Source organism: Anaerotignum faecicola, from assembly GCA_024460105.1.
In the GTDB taxonomy this organism is placed as follows: domain Bacteria; phylum Bacillota; class Clostridia; order Lachnospirales; family Anaerotignaceae; genus JANFXS01.
The window spans coordinates 405,886-421,118 of sequence record JANFXS010000001.1 but is presented as its reverse complement, the minus strand read 5'-3'; the positions used below and the strand labels follow the sequence as shown (position 1 = coordinate 421,118).

Sequence of the window (15,233 nt, the reverse complement as noted above, 5' to 3'; positions counted from 1 at the left end):
TATATTATGTGGACAAGGCAGAACAGGGAAACTCCGGCAACGACGTCCCGGGTGAACAAAAGGAAATAATCGCATACTACGGTGAGCATCATGCCCAATGTTATAAATATATCGCGGTTTAAAACGGAGATTATAAAAACAGCGCACATAAAAGCAAATTTAACGTAATTTGACAGGCTATAAACTTCCCTTACGTCAAACAATATAAAAAGAACGAAAAGAAGGAACGCCGCAAAGGCCGGAAATTTTGTTTCTGTCTGCATAAAATCACCTTTTAAATATTTTTGTAAGGTATTTAAGCGAAACGGCATGGCTTTCGAGCAGTTCGCCTTTCGCGTACCTCCACAGCCAGTTTTCCCCGTTTGTACCCGGCGTATTCATTCGGGCTGAAGCGCCTAGGCAAAGCACGTCCTGAAGAGGGTATATTGCCGTATCGGCGCATGATGAAACCGCAAGCCTTATAAGATCCCATGAAGGGGAATTTCCGCTGCTGTTCATATATCGGCGGAAATAATCGCGACCGCTTTCGTCGGCGGCATTGTACCAGCCTACGGTTGTGTCGTTGTCATGGGTGCCTGTATAAACGACGCAGTTTTTGTCATAATTATGCGGCAGATATTGATTATTTTCACTGTTGTCAAAAGCAAACTGGAGTATTTTCATTCCCGGAAGGTTAAGGCTTTGCCGCAGTTTTGCGACGGGAGGGGTGATAACGCCGAGATCCTCCGCAATAATAGGAAGAGAGCCGAGTTCTTTTTTTATTGCGTCAAAAAGCCCGCGTCCGGGGCCTTTCACCCATTTCCCGCACGTTGCGTCGGGGTTTCCGAAAGGTATGGAATAATAGCTTTCAAAACCGCGGAAATGATCTATTCTCAATATATCAAAAAGGGAAAGTTGGTTTTTAACCCGTTTGATCCACCAGTCATACCCCGTTTCGGCATGGTTTTTCCATACATAAAGCGGATTGCCCCAAAGCTGGCCCGTACTGCTGAAATAATCGGGCGGGACTCCGGCAACATTAATCGGAAAACCGCTTTCATTAAGCTCGAAAAGGTTCTGATTCGCCCAGACGTCGGCGCTGTCATAAGCGGCGAAAATGGGTATGTCGCCTATAATTTCGATATTTTTTGACGCCGCATATTCTTTTAATTTAAGCCATTGGGTAAAAAACTTAAATTGCAGGAATTTAAAAAAGCGTATTTCTTCCGAAAGAAGGGTCTCATATTTTTTTATTGTTTCGGGTTCCCTTTTAACAAGTTCTTCCGGCCATGTGTTCCAAACGCCGCCAAAATACAAATCTTTAAGGCTGTTTATATCGAGAATTTTTGGAGCGCGTTCGGCAAAGCATTTAAACATGCTGTTTTCAATACCGTTTTTCCGAATTTCCATAAAGTGTTCTTTTAATGCCGAGAAAAGGGCGTAATCGTTAAGCCATCCTGCGTTCCGGGTGCAAAATGATTTAAACCGTATGTCTTTTATGTTAAATTTTTGAAACGCTTTTTTAAAAAGTATGGTCTTGTAGCCTATAACGGAACCGAAATCAACTTTGCTGTCGTCGAATTGAGGCTTGTCTTTAAAATCATGTTCGCAAAGAAGCCCTTCTTCAAAAAGCATGTCGGGGCTTATAAGAAGGAAATTCCCGGCAAAGGCGGAAAAACTTTGGTAGGGCGAATTGCCGTAGCCTGTGGGGCCTATAGGGAGCGCCTGCCATAGTTTTTGCCCGCTTTTTTCCAAGAAATCTATAAATTCATACGCGCCTTGTCCTAAATCTCCTATGCCGTATGGCGACGGCATTGAAGTCGGATGAAGCAGTATGCCGCATTTTCTTTTGTTTAGCATATAATGCCTTCTTTCTATAAAAATTCATATTGTGGAAAAGTAAATACAGTATCATAACTCTTATTTTACAGAAAATAAATCGGCAACACAATAATTATTTGTATTTGGGAGGTTAATTATGAATATTAATAAAACAATTTTATTTTCAGCGTCTGCTTTGAGTATTGCGGTATTATCGGGATGCGGAAGCACAGGCACAAACCTGGGCAGGACTTTAGACGATACAGGGTACGATACAATGGGTTATTATTATGACAGAAACGGCAACAGCTATGGTTATGACAACGGCTACGGATATGATTACGACACAGGCTACAACAGCCTTTGGGATGACGGCGCGTACGTCGGTACAGACGGATATTACGGCGGAATGTATAATTACGGCGCAGGCGGCTACGGATACGGCAACGGAGTGTATAATTACGGAAATAACAACGCCGCGGGATATAACGGCGGCGTAAGCGGCACCCTTTACGGCGACGATTCCGGTTACAGCGCTTACAGGAGCGATACTAACGCTGAAAGGAGCGAGCTTTAATTAAAGCCGCGCCGCATAAAGAGTTCAGCGCCGGGGATTTTATCCCCGGCCTATACATATTATAATAATTTATGTATAAAAAAGACATAATGATTAATAGCCGGGAAAATATAAATTCTATGCTTTGTAACTAATTTTTTAACAATTTCTTATTTTTATTGCTACATGTGTTTTTATCTGTTAAACTGTATAATGGATGTTAGGGCTTAATTGCGGCTTTATTCCTCAGTTTATAAGGGAATACACATTTTTGGGACAATTCAGACGCAATGAACATTTGTTTCAGCCTTGTTTTTGTGTGTTTTGTTGTAAACTGAGGCGGCTGTTACATGAAAAAAATTTTTTGAGGTGAATTTAATAATGAGTTTTTTAGAGAAAATTTTTGGCAACTACAGTGAGAAGGAAATTAAAAAAATCAAGCCTATTGTTGCGAAAATTGACGCCCTTGAAAGCACGTTTGAAGCTTTAAGCGACGACGAGCTGAGGGCGAAAACCGACGAATTCAAAGAGAGGTATAAAAACGGCGAATCCTTAGACGATTTGCTCCCGGAAGCTTTTGCCAACGTCAGGGAAGCGGCTAAAAGGGTTATGGGCATGCGCCATTTTGAAGTGCAGCTTATCGGCGGTATCGTACTTCATCAGGGACGTATTGCGGAAATGAAAACGGGAGAAGGAAAAACTCTTGTAGGAACGCTTCCGGCGTATCTTAACGCTTTGACCGGCGAAGGAGTTCATATTGTAACCGTCAACGATTACCTTGCAAACCGCGACTCCGACTGGATGGGGCAGATCTTCAGGTTCCTCGGCCTTACGGTAGGGGTTGTGCTTAACAATATGATAAGCGAAGAAAGGCGTATGGCTTATAACTGCGATATAACATATGCTACAAATAATGAACTTGGTTTTGACTACCTTAGGGACAATATGGTTGTAAGGAAGGAAAATATGGTTCAAAGGGGCCTTCATTATGCAATTATCGACGAGGTCGACTCCGTACTTATAGACGAGGCGAGAACTCCCCTTATTATTTCAGGCAGCGGTTCAAAAAGCACGCAGCTTTATGAAGTTGCGGACGTATTCGCCAAAGCGCTTACAAAAGGGCGCATTGTCAACGAGGAAGAGGCGCTTAACCCTCTTATGAAAGAAGAACTTATCGAAGAGGGCGATTTTGTTGTAGACGAAAAAGCAAAGAGCGTTACGCTGACCCAGCAGGGCGTTGAAAAGGCCGAAAAGTTTTTCAAAATCGAAAACCTTACGGATCCCGATAATATGGAACTGCTTCATCATATAAATAACGCGCTTAAAGCCAATTATCAAATGTTCAGGGATCAAAACTACGTTGTCCAGGATGACGAAGTTATGATAGTAGACGAGTTTACCGGACGTATTATGCCTGGGCGCCGTTATTCCGACGGCCTGCATCAGGCAATAGAGGCCAAGGAACATGTAAAAGTTAACAAAGAAAGCAAAACTCTCGCGACTATAACGTTCCAGAACTTTTTTAACAAATATGAAAAGAAAGCGGGCATGACGGGTACGGCGCAGACTGAAGAGGCCGAATTTAGGAATATTTACAACATGGACGTCGTCGTTATACCTACAAACCTTCCCATACAGAGGATTGACAAAACAGATGTTGTTTACAGAAGCGAGGCGGCAAAATTCCGCGCGGTTGTTAATGATATTGAAGAGGCGCATAAAAAAGGCCAGCCTGTGCTTGTAGGCACAATAACTATTGAAAAAAGTGAAGAATTAAGCAAAATGCTTAAAAAACGCGGAATACCGCATCAGGTTTTAAATGCCAAATATCATGAGAAAGAGGCCGAAATCGTAGCTCTTGCAGGGCAGATGAACGCGGTTACAATCGCTACAAACATGGCCGGGCGCGGAACCGATATTAAGCTCGGCGAAGGCGTTAAGGAGCTTGGCGGCCTTAAAATAATAGGCACGGAACGCCATGAGTCCAGGCGTATAGACAACCAGCTGAGAGGACGCGCCGGACGTCAGGGAGATCCGGGCGAATCAAGGTTTTTTATTTCGCTTGAGGATGATTTGATGCGCCTTTTCGGCTCCGAAAAGACAATGAAAATTATTGACGCGCTGGGCCTTGACGAAGACGAGCCCATTGAACACGGCATGCTCGGAAAAGCCATTGAAAACGCCCAGAAGAAGGTTGAAGGCAATAACTTTGCTATACGAAAGCATCTTCTCGACTATGACGAAGTAATGAACGAGCAGAGGGAAATAATATACGGCGAACGCCGCCGCGTCCTTTTCGGCGAAGATCTCCGCGACAGTATTATGAATATGATTAAGGCTGTTGTTGAAAAAGCTGTGGAGATTTGCACGCAGGATGCCCCGGAAGATCCGGCACAATGGAACTTTGTGGCTTTTAACGAGTATTTTAACCAGATAATTCCTCTCGGAAACCTTGCGATTAAAAAAGAAAATATTGAAACGATTACGAAAGAAAAATTTACGGAAGACATACTTAAAATCGCAACAAAAATGTATGAAGCGAAAGAAAAGGAAATCGGTTCGCCGGAGCGTATGAGGGAAATTGAAAGGGTAATAATGCTCAAAGTAATCGATTCCAAATGGATGGATCATATTGACGATATGGATCGCATGCGTCAGGGGATAGGGCTTCAGGCATACGGCCAAAGAGATCCGCTTATTGAATATAAATATGTAAGTTATGACATGTTTAACGAATTAAGCTTTAATATACAGCAGGAAACTGTGCGCGGGCTTTATCATGTAAGGGTAGTGGCCGAACCTAAACGCGAGGACATCGAACAGAAGCAGATGTTTACAAACAAAGACGATACTCTTGGCGCTAAGCCGAAAGTAAGGAAAGATGACAAAGTGGGACGAAACGATCCATGTCCGTGCGGAAGCGGCAAAAAATATAAACAGTGCTGCGGAAGATAATATAGCCGACAGAGCCTTACGATTTTTGCACAGCGGGAAAATATAATATGAAAACGCCTGTATTTGTATAATATGCCATGCGCTGGATAATGTTTAAAATTCAGTGAATTAAAAAAGCTGACGTTTGTATTTTGAAATACGGACGATTGAAGGTTAAAAATCGGGAATATGTTTGCGGCAAGGAATTTATTCCGATGATTTTATGAATATGTTGACTTTATAGAATTAAAATGTTAAAACAGCAGTGAAACCGATGAAAACAAGTTTTTGCCGGTTAAGGTTACGCGCCTTGCAAAACAGGATTGGAACGGCGCCGTTAAGAAGGGTGTTTTTGATGACGTTTTGTTTCTGCCTTACGCTGCTTTAAGCTATGAAAAATAAATAAAAAGGATGTGTTAAAATGTTCGAGCTTGAACAAATCGGCGTTGAGCTTTCGCCGTACAACGAAAAATTAGAGGAAATGGGGGCTTCACTTTGACGTCGCTAATTCCAGGGACAAAATAAGCGAACTTGAAAGTATTGCCGGGGATCCGGACTTTTGGAACGATATGGAGAAGGCAAAAAAAATTCTCCAGCAGACAGCCGCGCTTAAGGACAAGGTAAACGGCTTTGACTCCCTCGTCAGAAAATACGAGGATATATATACCCTTATAGAAATGGGGAAGGAAGAGGAAGATCCGGAACTTTACGAAGAAGCCAAGGCGTTGAAAGAAGAATTTGAAGCGGAATTTGAAAAATTAAAAATATCGACGCTTTTAGACGGCGAATATGACAAAGAAAACGCAATCATAACCCTTCATGCTGGAGCCGGCGGCACGGAAGCCTGCGACTGGGTAAGCATGCTTATGCGTATGTATATGCGCTGGGCCGAAAAAAGGGGATTTGGCGTTGAAACCCTCGATTACCTTGCGGGCGACGAAGCGGGCGTTAAAAGCGTTACGATACAGGTTAACGGAGAAAACGCTTACGGATATTTGAAAAGTGAAAAAGGCGTCCACCGCCTTGTAAGAGTTTCGCCGTTTGATTCATCGGGAAGAAGGCACACTTCTTTTGCAAGCTGCGACGTTATGCCTGAAATTAACGACGACATCGACATAGTTGTGGATCCTGACGATATCAGGGTGGACACATACCGTGCAAGCGGGGCCGGCGGGCAGCATGTTAATAAAACGTCGTCGGCCATCCGTATTACGCATATGCCTACAGGCATTGTAGTGCAGTGCCAGAACGAAAGAAGCCAGCACAGCAATAAAGACCGCGCAATGAAAATGCTTAAAAGCAAGCTCCTTGAGCTGAAAATTGAAGAACAGATGAAAAAGCTTGCCGAAATACGCGGCGACGTTAAGGAAATAGGATGGGGCAGCCAAATCAGAAGTTATGTGTTTATGCCGTATACAATGGTGAAAGACCACAGGACAAGCGAGGAAACAGGAAACATAAACGCCGTTATGGACGGCGGTATAGACAGTTTTATTAACGCTTACTTAGGATGGATACACAGCTAAAACGGGGTAAAACATATGAAGGAAATAAATATAACCCAGAATGAGGAAAACCAAAGGCTTGACAAATTCCTTTTTAAATATTTCAATACCGCTCCGAAATCCTTTGTATACAAGATGCTCAGGAAAAAGCGCATTAAGCATAACGGCAAAAAAGCCGAGGGCAGTGAAATCATTAAGGCCGGGGATTCTTTGCAAATGTACCTTTCGGATGAAACAATGGGGGCGTTTATGGAGGAAAAAGCCGTGGCAAAAGCCGAAAGGCATTTCGGTATTGTCTATGAAGACGACAATATAATTATTGTTTCAAAACCGGCGGGGCTTCTTGTGCATCCCGAAAAAGCGGGCGAAAAAGATACCCTTATAGATCAGGTGCTCTACTATCTCAGCCAAAAAGGCCAATACTGCCCTTCAAAAGAATCAAGCTTTACTCCTGCCGTCTGCAACCGCCTTGACAGGAATACCGGCGGCATTGTAATCGCCGGCAAGAACTTGAGGTCGGTGCAGGAATTAAACAGGATTATTGCCGAAAGAAAGTTAAAAAAATACTATGTAACAATGGTGCGCGGCGAATTTGAAGAAGAAAAGGAGCTTTTCGGCTACCATATAAAGGACGGCGTTTCAAACAGTGTGAAAGTTCTTAAAAAAGAAGTTCCGGGAGCTAAAAAGGTATATACAAAGGTTAGGCCTCTTTGTGTTAAGGACAAATTTTCATTTTTGGAAATAGATCTTATAACCGGAAAAAGCCATCAGATAAGGGCGCATTTAAAATCAATGGGGTATGGCGTTGTGGGCGACAGGAAATACGGCGATGAAAGGATTAACCGCATTTTCAGAGAAAAGTATGGTCTCAACAACCAGTTTTTGTTTGCTTTAAGCGTTGCGTTTGAAGAAGAAGGAGGGCCGCTGGGCTATCTTTACGGAAGAAGGTTTACGGCGGATCTTCCGGATATATTTGAAGCTATTAAACGCGACTATTTTGGGAGTTTTGATTTAGACGTAGACAGGGAGGGATTTTGATGAAGGCAGTAATATTGGCGGCCGGATATGCAACAAGGCTTTACCCGTTAACAAAAAATACTCCGAAAGCCCTTTTGCCGATTAACAGGAAACCTATTATCGACTACATAATGGAACAGATTGAAACTATTGCCGATATAGACGAGGTGTATGTAATCAGCAACCATAAATTTGCTTCAAATTTTGAAAAATGGGCGGCTGACAGCAGATTTTCAAAACCGGTGTCCGTAATCGACGACGGAACCGTAAGCGAGGAAACAAGGCTGGGGGCTATCGGAGATATACAATTTGCAATAGACAAAAAAGGCATTGACAGCGATATGGTTGTGATTGCGGGGGACAACCTTTTTACATTCAGCCTTAAAAAATATTACGAGTTCTTTAAAGCGATCCAAACCGACTGCGTATGCGTCAAGCCTTTTGGCGATATGGAAATGCTTAAACAATTTGGCGTTGCCGAGATTGATGAAAACGGCGTTTTAATTGACGTTGAAGAAAAACCGCAGGAACCGAAAAGCAACCTTGCAGTATACGCCACATACATGTACAGAAGGGAAACTATACCTCTTTTTAAGACATATATAGCGGAAGGAAACAAGCCGGATGCGCCCGGTTATTTCGTTGAATGGCTCTGCAAAAGAAAACAAATGCATGCCTTTATGTTTGAAGAGGAATGTTACGATATAGGCACGCCCCAGAGCCTTGAGCATGTGTCGAAAATATTTGAGGCCAAAAGAATGTAAGGATCAAAGGAGGGATTCTTTTGAAAAAGATCGGATTTATAGGCATTGGCGTTATGGGAAGCGCTATGGCGCTTAACTTGATGAAAAAGGGATTTGAAGTTTCGGTTTACACCAGGACAAAATCTAAGGCTGATAAGCTTATTTCACAGGGTGCGCAATGGTGCGGAAGCGTTGGGGAATGTGCGCGGAACAAAGACGCCGTTATAACTATAGTCGGATACCCTAAGGACGTTGAGGAAGTATATTTCGGAGAAAACGGGATTATTGAAAATGCCAAAGAAGGTTCGTATATAATTGATATGACTACGACAAGCCCCAAACTTTCCGAGAGGATATTTGAAGCGGCGGCCGCAAAGGGGCTCAAAGCTCTTGACGCTCCCGTAAGCGGTGGAGATATCGGAGCGGAAAAAGGAACCCTTGCAATTATGGTGGGCGGCCGTAAAGAGGACTTTGACGCATGCGCCGATATATTTGGGGCAATGGGTACAAATATTAGGTATGAAGGAAAAGCCGGAAGCGGGCAGCATGTAAAAATGGCGAATCAGATTGCCATTGCAGGCACCGTATGCGGCGTAGCCGAAGCGGTAAGCTATGCGAAAGTCATGGGCGTAGATGTAAATATTATGCTTGATACAATTTCAAGCGGCGCGGCCGGAAGCTGGCAGATGTCAAATAACGGGCCTAAAATGGCGTCAGGGGATTATGCTCCGGGGTTTTTTATCAAGCATTTTATTAAGGATATGAAAATTGCCGATGAAGAAGCTTTGTCGAAAGGCCTTAGTTTAACCGTACTCGAAGATGTTTGCGCTAAATTTAAAGAGCTTGAAAGTAAAGGCATGGGAGATTTGGGAACCCAAGCCATAATAGAGTATTATAAAAAATAATGATATTTTCAGTGTGCGTCCTTGCAAACTGGAGCTAAGCCGCTTATAAAGCTTTTATCCGATTAGGGATATATCTTTTATCGGAATAAAGGCTTTGCGGTGTTAAGCCGTTTATATGGATGCAAAAATTTGGATTGAAAAAAGCGTTGAAAAACTGGAAGCGTATTTGTAGGCGGGTTAATCCCGTCTTTTTTTGGAGGGAGAAATGAAAATATTATATACGGACAGGCTTATATTAAGGCCTGTAAGCGAAAATGATGCGGAGGATATATTTGAATATTCTTCGTTCCCGCAGGTAGGGATTGACGCGGGGTGGAAGCCGCATGAAAACATAGGGGAAACAAAAGAAGTTATGAAAGAAGTATTTTTAGATAAAGAAAACGTTTGGGGCATAGTTATTAAGGAATGTGGAAAACTGATAGGCACAATAGGCTTTATTGACGACGTTATGCGTGAAAATCCTAACGTTAAAGCCCTCGGATACGCAATCGGAAAAGATTACTGGGGAAAAGGCTATGCAACGGAATGTGCGGGATGCGTTGTGGAATACGGAATTAAAAATTTGGGGTTGGACGGTATTTCGGTTACATGCTATGATTACAACAAGGCTTCGGAAAAAGTTATAAAAAAGTGCGGTTTTAGGTTTGAAGGCCTGCTTCATAAAGCGGAGGTTCGTTTTGACGGGGCGGTTTTAAATAAAAAAGTATTTTTTCTGGATAAGGAGGATTTATAGCCCTATTGTATATCTGAATAGAAACGTCGGAGTGCGCAATGCGAAAATATCCGGTGATTTTTTAATTTATACGCGGAAATAAATACTTGTTATTATTACATGTCGCTAGTATTGATACCATAGTTGTTGGCTAAAATAATCCAAACATCTATGGCGTTTTTATATTACAGGCGAGAAGCTTCAGTTTAAATTTAAATGGGCAAACACGCCGGGCAAGAAAAGATTTCCAGCATTTATATGCTGCATGCGATTGCCGTAGGCTACGCTGCACATTGAGCTTAAAAAAATTTTACCCTTGTGAAGCCGTAGGGTTTTAGCTCCGGCTAAAAACGTATGCGTTCTTGTAAACTGAAGATAAGGCGGATCGGCGGCTATGAAGGCGCAAGGCGCGGGACACATATCCGCGAAGGCGCAAATATGCCTGTATCCATAGTGGGTTTAATTATATCGGGAGAGTGTCCTAAAAGGGATATTTTTGTAAAACAGGGTATTTATTTAAACTGTTAAACCGAAATTTTCGGAAACATTTTCATATCAGTATAAAAACTATTAATTTTACGGGCTCTAAATGAAGGAATATATATACCGAACCGTAACGCCGACAGATCTCGCGGCGTATAAAGGTATACGGGAAAGCATCAGCCATAAACCATATGGCAATATGCCGCAAAGTCTTGTTTTAAACAATTAAAAAGCTGAAAATAGTATTGCCTTAATACTTGGGCATTGGGTTAAAACCTATGTTTAATCAGAATGTATTGAAAGCGCCGTTGTTATCAACAATGCTGACGGCGGATATTTTAAAAGGCTTTGGCATTGGAGGATGGTTTTTTTCAAGTATTATTGTATATTGGCTATGACTAAAATACATGGCGGCCGGCAGACGAAAATAGATTGATAGAAGGCGGCCGACGTAAAAAGTAAGTTTTCGGTTTATATGAGAGGGCGTTTAAATTTTAATATTGTGTATTTAAAGTATTTTAAGGCGGTTAAAATAACATAAAGCGGGAGTGAAATTTTCTATTTTTAAAAAGTTTGTAATGCACACGGCCGCGCCGCCGTAAAATTGCGCGTCGTCTTTGAGCATCGCGCGGTATAGTATACCCTTATTTGCATCAAGGCTGTTTTTAAGGCGGAGAAATATCTCGTCGAAATATGTTGTTAACGGGCAGTTTATAACAATTATTTCAGGGTTATACAGATTAATAACATTTTTAAGCCCTATTGACATATATTTAATAAAATATGCGGCGGCCAAATGGGCGTCTTTATCGTTTGAGTTAAACAAATGGCAGAAACTTTCAAAATTGACGGCGTGATTTTTTCTTTCGCCCACTATATCCAGTATGGCGCAAACAGAAGCATATTGGTTGAAACAGCCGCGGTTCCCGCATGGGCAAGGCTTGCCGCCGGCCTCTATAACCATGTGGCCGATACTGCATGCGGCCCCTCCGATTCCCGTAAAAAGCCTGCCGTTTGATATAAGCCCCATATTAATATTGTTTGAAACATTTATAAGCGCGGCATTGTCTGTACGTATTGAATATAGGTTTTCCCCCAATACGGCAAGGTTTGCCTTATTATATATGTACACCTGCAAGCCGTATTCTTCCGTAAGGCTGTCTGCAAGGCCGCGCATCGGCGTTTCGTATGAAGGCGGATATATAATACGGTTATTTTTTACAATTCCGTCAACCGACAGGCATATGCCTGTTATTCCGTAGTCGCTTTGCCCCAATGATAAAAGGCATCTGTCAACGGCGTGTTTTATTGTTTCAAACAGAGCTCCGTCTATGTACGGAAGCTTTTTTGTGGCGTATATTTTTTGCCCGCACATGTTAAAAGCCATAAGCCTTACCGTGCCGCGGCATATTTCAATAGCCGCGGCATAGCCGCACTCGCTTTTAAGCATAAGAGGTATGCTTTTGCGGCCTATATTTTTGCCTGCCGTTTCTGTTTCTTCAACAATACCGTTGTCAATAAGGTTTTGGGCGATTGTCGAAACAGTGCTTTTTGTAAGCCCTGTTTCTTTGGCGATATCAATGCGTGAAATGGGCGCATATTTAATTATGGTTTCTATTACGGCGGCAGTGTTTAAATCCCTTATAAGGCCTTTGCTTCCTTTTATCATTGCAGGCGCCCCCTTTGCGTATGGTGACAATATGTTATATTAAAGAGTATATATCCAAACAGTTTCTTTTACAAGGTCAGACATATTTTTTTATTTTAACGTATGTTTAACAAACGGTTATAAAAATTATAGATTTATTTTAACTTAGATTAGTTTCAGTTTACAAGTGCGCACACAGTTTTAACGGACGTTAGCGGTTCCCTAGGCAAGCGTATGCAACACGGAAATGCTGAAAATTTTTCCTTGTGCGGCGTGTGTGCCCTGTAAACTGAAGCAACCATAAAGTTAAAAAAATAACGAATTAATTTTTTTGTTTAATTAATATGCCGAGGGACTTTTTAAACATAAACAATTATTATATAAACTTGACAAATTAAGCGCTTTGCTTTAATATTAGAATTATATAGTTAAAATAGGAATTTATAGGCTGTTTTGATAATTTGATACAATTATTTGTAAAATATCTGGTTGTAAGTTATATATTTATAATATTAATCAGGTTATAATAATTATTTGTTGAAGATGCTTATTCTTTAGCAAATTAATTTTTTAACAATTATGGATATAAATAACGGGTTATATTTATGTCTGCAAACACAAGAGAGGTGATATAAATGGCTTTTGAAGTTGTCAAGAACATTGTTGAAGCAGAAAAGGAGGCGGACTCCGTTAAGCTTAAAGCCCAAAGCGATGCAGAAAGTATTGTGAAAGACGCCGAGGCTAAGGCGGCGCAGATGCTTGTGGATGCAAAAAATGAAGCTAAGGAAACAGAAAAGCGTCTTATTAAAGCGGCAGTTGAAGAAAGCAGGAAAGAGGTTGAAGAAATAATTGCCAAGGCCAACGCCGAATGTTCTATGGTTGAGGAAGAAGCCGGCAAAAGAAAGGCTTCGGCTGTAAAAGCGGTTATAGGAAAGGTAGTGGGCATAAATGGCGATAGTTGAATTAAAAAAACTCAGCGTTGTCGGACTTAACGCCGTAAAGCCCCAAACCATTGACGCGCTTATAAAAATGGGGGCTGTTGAAATTAACAGTCAGGACGAAAAGCTTACTGACGCAGAGTGGTCGCCGCTTATTGAAAAGGACGGCGACGAGGAAGCGGTTTATGCCCTCGATATAAAGATTGCCGAGGCCGAACAGGCTATAGACGCTATTGAAAAATACAGCGAAAGCAAAAAACCGCTCTTTAAAACAAGAAAACCTGTGAAAGAGGCCGATTTTGAAAATAAGCTTTCCGATAAGGAGGCTATAAGCCAAACGGTTGATAATGTTTTGGAAATTTATAAGGAAATAACCCGCCTTAAAAATGAAGAAAGCAAAATCAACACGTCGGCGGCGGGCCTTAGGCCATGGTTAAAGTATGATTTGCCTCTGGATATGACCGGAACCAAGTTTACAAGCATTATTCTGGGCACAACGCCGGTTTCCGTCAGCGTTGAGGAAATGGAAAAGGCTGTGGATGAAAAAAGCGGAAGGGCCGTTATATTCAAAGTTTCAGGCGACGAGCAGATGAATTACATTTTTGCCGTCTGCTATAACGACGATAAGGACGACGTGCTTGAAACGCTTAGGCTTTATAATTTTAACGTTATAACTTTCGGCGGCGTAAAAGGCACCGCTTCAGAAAATATTGCCGAATTTGAAAAGGAACTTAAAAAAATCAATTTAAAATCAGAAAGCCTTGTGAAGGAAATTAAGGATTATGAGCAGGCTGAACAGGACATTAAGTTTCTTCACGACAGCCTTGTAATCGAAAGGGACAAAGCGAAAGTGCTTTCGAGCATTGTAAAAACAAAAACTGCCTTTTATTTTGACGGATGGTTTCCGGCGGATAAAGAAGATGAGGTTAAATCGCTTCTTGAAAAAAATAACTGTTATTTTGAAATTAAAGACCGTGAAAAAGACGAAGAAATGCCGATACTTATGCGGCAGAACGCTTTAAGCGAACCGTTTGAGGCTATTACGGATCTTTACAGCACGCCTTCTGTCAACGATATTGATCCGACGCCGTTTCTGGCCCCGTTTTATTTCATTTTCTTCGGGCTTATGTTAAGCGACGCCGGGTACGGAATTATACTGACTGTCGGATGTTTTATAGTTTTGAAGAAATTCCGTCTTGAAGGAATGATGAAAAAACTTGTCAAAATGTTTATGTACTGCGGAATTTCCACAGCTTTTTGGGGCGTTATGTTCGGCGGCTGGTTCGGCGATTTCATCCCGGTTGCGGCAAAAAGCATATTTAATATTGATATAACGATTGATCCGCTTTGGTTTAACCCGGTAAACGAGCCTATGACGCTTCTTGTATTTTCTCTCATACTTGGGGCAATTCATCTTTTTACGGGAATGGGGCTTAAAGCGTATTTATTAATTAAAAACGGACACACTATCGACGCAGTTTGCGATATTTTCCTTTGGTATGTGCTTTTAATCGGGCTTGTGCTTTTCGGCGTGGGGGGCTCCATTGCGCCGGCGCTTGCGTCTGTTGGAAAAGTTATGAGTATTGTCGGCGTTGTCGGTATACTTTTGACAGGCGGAAGAAATAAAAAAGGCATAGGAAAAATTACAGGAGGCCTCGGAAGCCTTTACGGCATAACAAGTTATCTGTCGGATGTGCTTTCATATTCAAGGCTGTTGGCCCTCGGCCTTGCCACAGGCGTTGTGGCGCAGGTTATCAACACATTGGGCAGCCTTGCCGGAGGCGGAGTTATCGGGGCTGTGGTTATGATAGCGGCGTTTTTAATCGGTCACACTTTCAATATGGCCATTAACGTGCTGGGATCCTTTGTACACTCAAGCAGGCTCCAGTATGTGGAATTTTTCGGCAAGTTCTTTGACGGAGGCGGAACGCCGTTCAGGCCGTTTGAAAGGAAAACAAAATATGTTGATATAATTAAGGAGGAGAAATAATT

11 protein-coding genes are annotated in these 15,233 nt (G+C 42.0%); 9 read left to right on the top strand and 2 right to left on the bottom strand.

Annotated features, from left to right (window positions below):
* Positions 1-267: 267 nt before the first annotated feature.
* Positions 268-1,839 carry a 4-alpha-glucanotransferase gene (malQ, locus tag NE664_01880; GenBank protein MCQ4725411.1) on the bottom strand — a complete coding sequence of 524 codons (1,572 nt, stop codon included), beginning with the start codon at positions 1,837-1,839 and terminating at the stop codon, positions 268-270.
* 118 nt (positions 1,840-1,957) lie between these two features.
* Between malQ and NE664_01875 the strand changes: the two genes are divergently transcribed.
* From NE664_01875 to NE664_01845, 7 genes are all read left to right on the top strand, one after another.
* Positions 1,958-2,377: a hypothetical protein gene (locus NE664_01875; GenBank protein ID MCQ4725410.1), complete on the top strand. Its 420-nt coding sequence runs from the start codon at positions 1,958-1,960 to the stop codon at positions 2,375-2,377.
* A gap of 357 nt (positions 2,378-2,734) precedes the next feature.
* On the top strand, positions 2,735-5,311 hold the full coding sequence (secA, locus tag NE664_01870) for a preprotein translocase subunit SecA (GenBank protein MCQ4725409.1): 2,577 nt from the start codon (positions 2,735-2,737) through the stop codon (positions 5,309-5,311).
* A 400-nt stretch (positions 5,312-5,711) separates the two neighbouring features.
* Positions 5,712-6,816, top strand: a protein-coding gene (prfB, locus tag NE664_01865) for a peptide chain release factor 2 (GenBank protein MCQ4725408.1) whose coding sequence is annotated in 2 segments (ribosomal slippage) — positions 5,712-5,786 and positions 5,788-6,816 — 1,104 coding nt in all. Because the reading frame shifts where the segments join, the coding sequence is not laid out codon by codon here.
* A 15-nt stretch (positions 6,817-6,831) separates the two neighbouring features.
* Positions 6,832-7,833: an RluA family pseudouridine synthase gene (locus tag NE664_01860; protein MCQ4725407.1), complete on the top strand. Its 1,002-nt coding sequence runs from the start codon at positions 6,832-6,834 to the stop codon at positions 7,831-7,833.
* Positions 7,833-8,576, top strand: a complete 744-nt coding sequence (locus tag NE664_01855; GenBank protein MCQ4725406.1) for a nucleotidyltransferase family protein — start codon at positions 7,833-7,835, stop codon at positions 8,574-8,576. The genes NE664_01860 and NE664_01855 overlap by 1 nt, the downstream gene beginning before the upstream one ends.
* Before the next feature lie 20 nt (positions 8,577-8,596).
* Complete coding sequence (locus NE664_01850) at positions 8,597-9,460, top strand: NAD(P)-dependent oxidoreductase (protein ID MCQ4725405.1); 864 nt, start codon at positions 8,597-8,599, stop codon at positions 9,458-9,460.
* A gap of 205 nt (positions 9,461-9,665) precedes the next feature.
* Complete coding sequence (locus NE664_01845; GenBank protein MCQ4725404.1) at positions 9,666-10,193, top strand: GNAT family N-acetyltransferase; 528 nt, start codon at positions 9,666-9,668, stop codon at positions 10,191-10,193.
* Between the two features lie 970 nt (positions 10,194-11,163).
* Here NE664_01845 and NE664_01840 read toward each other — a convergent pair.
* Positions 11,164-12,324, bottom strand: a complete 1,161-nt coding sequence (locus NE664_01840) for an ROK family transcriptional regulator (protein MCQ4725403.1) — start codon at positions 12,322-12,324, stop codon at positions 11,164-11,166.
* 614 nt (positions 12,325-12,938) lie between these two features.
* On the opposite strand from NE664_01840, the gene NE664_01835 reads away from it, so the two are divergent.
* Together NE664_01835 and NE664_01830 are read left to right on the top strand one after the other, a co-directional pair.
* The gene (locus tag NE664_01835; protein MCQ4725402.1) at positions 12,939-13,265 is read left to right on the top strand and encodes a hypothetical protein; all 327 of its coding nucleotides are present in this window, start codon (positions 12,939-12,941) and stop codon (positions 13,263-13,265) included.
* Positions 13,252-15,231: a V-type ATP synthase subunit I gene (locus NE664_01830; protein MCQ4725401.1), complete on the top strand. Its 1,980-nt coding sequence runs from the start codon at positions 13,252-13,254 to the stop codon at positions 15,229-15,231. The genes NE664_01835 and NE664_01830 overlap by 14 nt, the downstream gene beginning before the upstream one ends.
* Positions 15,232-15,233: the final 2 nt, after the last annotated feature.